The 5,805-nt window shown below is 55.2% G+C and carries 3 protein-coding genes; 2 read left to right on the forward strand and 1 reads right to left on the reverse strand.

Annotation, left to right across the window (positions count from 1 at the left end):
- Positions 1 to 3,991: 3,991 nt before the first annotated feature.
- Both FYK55_RS28550 and FYK55_RS29355 read left to right on the forward strand, forming a co-directional pair.
- Entirely contained in the window at positions 3,992 to 4,363 is a 372-nt protein-coding gene (locus FYK55_RS28550; protein ID WP_150080028.1) for a hypothetical protein, read from the forward strand.
- Positions 4,360 to 4,524, forward strand: coding sequence for a hypothetical protein (locus tag FYK55_RS29355; protein WP_161604828.1), 165 nt, complete (start codon positions 4,360 to 4,362; stop codon positions 4,522 to 4,524). The genes FYK55_RS28550 and FYK55_RS29355 overlap by 4 nt, the downstream gene beginning before the upstream one ends.
- A gap of 1,071 nt (positions 4,525 to 5,595) precedes the next feature.
- Here FYK55_RS29355 and FYK55_RS29910 read toward each other — a convergent pair.
- The coding region (locus tag FYK55_RS29910) for a hypothetical protein (RefSeq protein ID WP_235909043.1) at positions 5,596 to 5,805 on the reverse strand (210 nt) is incomplete at its 5' end.

The following is a 5,805-nucleotide window of genomic DNA, read 5'->3' on the forward strand; positions in this document are numbered from 1 at the left end:
CCGTGAATTGTTGCGTAGAACCATGACGACCGACAAAGTGACCGTGTGGATTGCGGAATACTCGCTCTCTCGATTTGGTCAACAAATGCAACGGTGGACGTCCGCCGTGCGGAGCAGCGTATTCTCGAAGCCGTTGGTCAAGCGCCCATCTGCAGAGCGAACCTGAGAATCCGACCGGCTGATTCGTAGTTGTCGGCAGATTCACGCCAAACGCATCGAACCGACGCCTGACCCCAGACTGGAATGCCCCCAACGTTGACGACTCGCGTGTGTTGGAACTGCGAGCTTTTGCCGGCTACCATTGTCCGATTGATGTTTAAAGACAGACGGGAACCATGCGATGATGCGGAGTCGCCCAGAATGGTTCTCGAAAACGTTAGGTCCAACGCGGCGACCCGCATATCGCCAACGTTCCCGTGAATTGGCGCGTAGAACCAAGACGACCGACAAAGTGACCGTGTGGATTACGGAACACTGGCTCTCTCGATTTGGCCAACAAGCTCAACGCTGGACGTCAGCCGTGCGGAGCAGCGTATTTTCAAAGAAGATGTTCAAACGCCCATCTGCAGAGTGAACCTGAGAATCCAAACGGCTCATTTGTCGTTTCCACGCCATTCAGACCAAACGATCCGAACCGACGCCTGACCCCAGACTGGACTGCCCCCAACGCTGAAGACTAGCGAAATGTTGAATCTTCGACCGTTTGCCGGCTATCATTGTTGGACTGATGTTCAAAGAATGACGGGAACCATGCGATGATGCGGAGTCGCCGAGGATGGTTCTCGAAAACGTCAGGTCCAACGCGGCGACCTGCATATCGCCGGACGTTCCCGTGAATTGTCGCGTAGAACCAAGACGACCGAAAAATGACCGTGTGGATTACGGAGTACCCGCTCTTTCGGTTTGGCCAACAAACTCAATGCTGGACGTCCGGCGCGCAGAACGGCGTATTCTCGAAACCCTTGTTCAAACGCCCAATTGCAGAGCGAACCTGAGAATCTGAATAACTGGTTCGTAGTTGCTTCGCGATTCAAGCCAAATTGATTGAACCAACGCCTGACCTCAGACCGGTTTGCCCCCAACGCTGAGGACTCGCGTGATGTTGGAACCGCGAGCAGTTGCCGGTTACCATTGTCCGATCGATATTCAAAGACAGGCGGGAACCATGCGATGATGCGGAGTCGCCGAGGATGGTTCTCGAAAACGTCAGGTCCAACGCGGCGACCCGCATATCGCCGGACGTTCCCGTGAATTGGCGCGTAGAAACGAGACGACCGACGAAGTGACCGTGTGGTTTACGGAACACTCGCTCTCTCGATTGGGCCAACAAGCCCAACGCTGGACGTCTGACGTACGGAGCAGAGTATTCTCGAAGACCTTGTTCAGGCGCCCAGGTGCAGAGCGAACCTGAGAATCGGACCGGCTGATTTGTAGTTGCCATTCAAACCAAATGCATCGAACCGACGCCTGACCCCTGGCTGGAATGCCCCCAACGCTGACGACTCGCGTAGTGTTGAAGCGACGAGCAATTGCCGGCTATCATTGTCCAATTGATGTTCGAAGACAGACGGGAACCATGCGATGATACGGAGTCGCCGAGGATGGTTCTCTAAAACGTCAGGTCCAACGCGGCGACCCGCATATCGCCAACGTTCCCGTGAATTGGCGCGTAGAACCAAGACGACCGACAAATTGACCGTGTGGATTGTGGAATACTCGCTCTCTCGATTTGGTCAACAGACGCAATGCTGGTTGTCGGCCGTGCGGAGCAGCGTATTTTCAGAGCCCTTGTTCAGACGCCTATCTGCAGAGCGAACGTGAGAATCGGACCGGCTGATTCGCAGTCGTCGGGCGATTCACGCCAATCGCATCGAACCAACGCTTGGCCTCAGGCTGGAATGCCCCCAACGCCGATGACTCGCGTAATATTGAAACGGTGAGCGTTTGCCGGGTACCATTGTCCGATTGATGTTCAAAGAAAGACGGGAACCATGCGATGATGCGGAGTCGCCGAGGGTGGTTCTCGAAAACGTCAGGTCCAACGCGGCGACCCGCATATCGCCGGACGTTCCCGTGAATTGGCGCGTAGAACCAAGACGACCGACAAAGTGACCGTGTGGATTACGGAACACTGGCTCTCTCGATTTGGCCAACAAGTTCAACGCTGGACGTCAGCCGTGCGGAGCAGCGCATTTTCAAAGCCGATGTTCAAACGCCCATCTGCAGAGTGAACCTGAGAATCCAAACGGCTCATTTGTCGTTTCCTCGCCATTCAACCCAAACGCATCGAACCGACGCCTGGCCCCAGACTGGAATGCCCCCAGCGCTGATGACTCGCGTAATTTTGGCACTGCGAACGTTTGCCGGCTACCATTGTCGGATTGATGTTCAAAGGCAGACGGGAACCATGCGATGATGCGGCGTCGCCGAGGACGGTTCTCGAAAACGTCAGGTCCAACGCGGCGACCCGCATATCGCCGGACGTTCCCGTGAATTGGCGCGTAGAACCAAGACGACCGACAAAATGACCGTGTGGATTACGGAGCACCGGCTCTTTCGGTTTGGCCAACAAACTCAATGCTGGACGTCCGGCGTACAGAACGGCGTATTTTCGAAACCCTTGTTCAAACGCCCAGCTGCAGAGCGAACCTGAGAATCTGACCAACTGGTTCGCAGTTGCCTCGCGATTCAAGCCAAATTGATCGAACCAATGCCCGGCCGCAGACCGGTTTGCCCCGACGCTGAAGACTCGCGTAATGTTGGAGCTGCGAGCTCCTGTCGGCTAACATGGTTCTTCAGATTCACAGCGAAGGACGGGAACCAAGCGATGCACACGGAGTCCGCTCGTCCTCTCACTTTTCAACTTCTCTCTGGGGCAGCGCGGCCGACGGCTGTCACCCACGTACCGAAGGTCCGCGGACCCGGTGATCGCGGCACGTTCCCCGACTGAGATCCATGTGGCGATCACATTTTGATGTCGCTCCAGAAACGACGCAGTAACCCAATCCACTACGACGGACTCGACCTTCGCTGGTCAGTATCGGTGCGTGCGATTCCTTCTTCGTCTCCAGGGGAAGGTTTGCTTGTGGTCCAATCCGAATGCGGGCAACGGTTGGTCGTCCGCCTGTCTCTGAATGACCTATGGATACACGGCCCCGGCGCTCGCCATTCAGTCAAACCGTCACTCGTTCGTCGCGTAATGGATGATGCGTGCAGACTAGGCTGGACTCCGGGCGCTCCCGGTCCGGAATTCAGGGCTATACTAAACGACGATAACAGCCTGCACGGTGCCTGACATTCTCGGCGTGCTTGTTAGTGTTACTGAGGAGCGGGGAACCATCCGATGCACCCGAGTCCGCGAGTCGGGGCGTTTCGAAAATGGAAGATCAACCGCGCGGACCGGGTGATCGGTAGCGTTCCCGTGAATTGTGGCGCTGAACCAAGACGACCGACGAAATGACCGTGTGGGTTACCGAGCACCGGATCTTTCGGTTTGGCCAACAAGTTCAACGCTGGACATCAGCCGTACGGACCAGCGTATTCGCGAAGCCGTTGGTCAAACGCCCATCTGCAGAGCGAACCTGAGAATTGGGACTGTTTATTTGTCGTTTCCGCGCCATTCAAACCAAACGCAGCCAACCGACGACTGACGCCAGACTGGAATGCCCCCAACGCTGACGACTCGCGTAGTGTTGAAGCGACGAGCGATTGCCGGCTACCATGGTCCGATTGATGTTCAAAGACAGACGGGAACCATGCGATGATGCGGAGTCGCCGAGGACGGTTCTCGAAAACGTCAGGTCCAACGCGGCGACCCGCATATCGCCGGACGTTACCCGGCTGAGATATGGTCTGCCTCTGAGGTACTTTCGAAGACCACTGGAAACCACGCGTCGGTTTTACAGGGCGGACTCTCGGTCGACGACGCTAAAGACTCGCTGCACAAGAGAGACTGTGAACGACGCTACCTTATTTCGACTTGAATTCTCGATTGAACCCATTTGCACCACCTAAGGTCGACGTCCAGCTAGACACGGGAACATCCCAACCCAATTTTGGATGTCTTTTCGGCGTTGCCAGCGCTGTCGCATCCGCAGTGGCAGGAACCGCAGCCGTCACCTGGTTTTCGTATGCCTCCGCACCAGTTCACGGGCCAATTATTGGACCTCTTCAATTGACTGGTACCATTCTTTTATCGCTGGTTTTTGTTGGGCTCCCCCTGGGTTTTATTGGAGTCGTGGTCGGTTTTTCGATCGGGACTGTTGTAGACTGGGCCATTGCCACCGTCCTTGTGGCAGTCAATGCACTTACCCAGAATCAAAAAGCGGGTAACAATGCGATGCACGACGAGTCGCCGAGTTGAGTTTTTTGAAGTGGTGGATCACTCGCGGCGACCGCGTGATCGCCGACGTTCTGCGAAAGCCCCATCCACATATCGAGGCTGAGTCCAACTACCTCCTATGCTTCCAATTGGATTTGAAATTGCCTGCAATCGTTGCCCGTACCGTTTCGGTGGTGACGTAATCTGCACAAGTTGTGCGACTGGCTATGTATTGGACAACCATGCTCTTGAACCCGATATCAAGTCGAAGTACTGCCGGCTTTGTCGCGTGTTTCGTATGGAAACAGAACGCGTGGATGGAAAGGTACGTTGTACCTTCGACAATCAAGAGCGTTCAACTGACATCTTGGTTCCATACGAATACCGTCAAATTGAATTGAATGGGCACACCATTGACCAGTTTGACTGCAAAATCGCAGGTCTCAACTGCCCACACTGCAATCAAACCGGGCTAAAGTACGAGATTGCAGACCCCGACACTTGCCCGAGTTGCGGCTCAGTTTCCTTGACGAAATCGCAGATCTGGGGCAGTTTCGTATAGCAATTCGCAGAACCATGAAATGCACGCGAGGACGGGAGTCGCGTTTGTCGGTCTGCTTGCAAGTCGTTTGCCCGTCCCGCGTGATTTCTATCGTTCCCGTGAATTGGCGCGTAGAACGAAGGCGACCGACGATGTTACCGTGTGGATCACGGGACACCGGCTCTCTCGGCTTGGCCAACAATTTCAATGCTGGACGTCAGCCGCGCGGAGCAGCGTATTTTCAAAGCCGATGTTCAAGCGCCCATCTGCAGAGCGAAACTGAGAATCCGTGCGGCTCATTTGCTGTTTCCGCGCCATTCAAACCAAACGCATCGAACCGACGCCTGACCCCAGACTGGAGTGCCCTCAACGCTGAAGACTCGCGAAATATTGAATCTTCGAGCGTTTCCCGGGTAACAATGTCCGATTGATGTTCAAGAAATGACGGGAACCATGCGATGATGCGGAGTCGCCGAGGACGGTTTTCAAAAATGTCAGGTCCAACGCGGCGACCCGCATATCGCCGGACGTTCCCGTGAATTGTCGCGTAGAACCAAGACGACCCACAAAGTGACCGTGTGGATGACGGAACACTGGCTCTCTCGGTCTGGCCAACAAGTCAACGCTGGACGTCAGTCGTGCGAAGCAGTGTATTGCCAAGGCCCATTTTCAATCGCCCATCTGTAGAGCGAACCTGAGAATCCGTGCGGCTCATTGGCCGTTTCCGCGCCATTCAGACCAAACGCATCGAACCGACGCCTGACCCCAGACTGGACTGCCCCCAACGCTGAAGACTCGCGAAATGTTGAATCTTCGACCGTTTGCCGGCTACCATTGTTGGATTGATGTTCAAAGAATGACGGGAACCATGCGATGATGCGGAGTCGCCGAGGATGGTTCTCGAAAACGTCAGGTCCAACGCGGCGACCCGCATATCGCCGGA

Origin of the sequence: Roseiconus nitratireducens, from assembly GCF_008629675.1 — a bacterium.
GTDB lineage: Bacteria > Planctomycetota > Planctomycetia > Pirellulales > Pirellulaceae > Stieleria > Stieleria nitratireducens.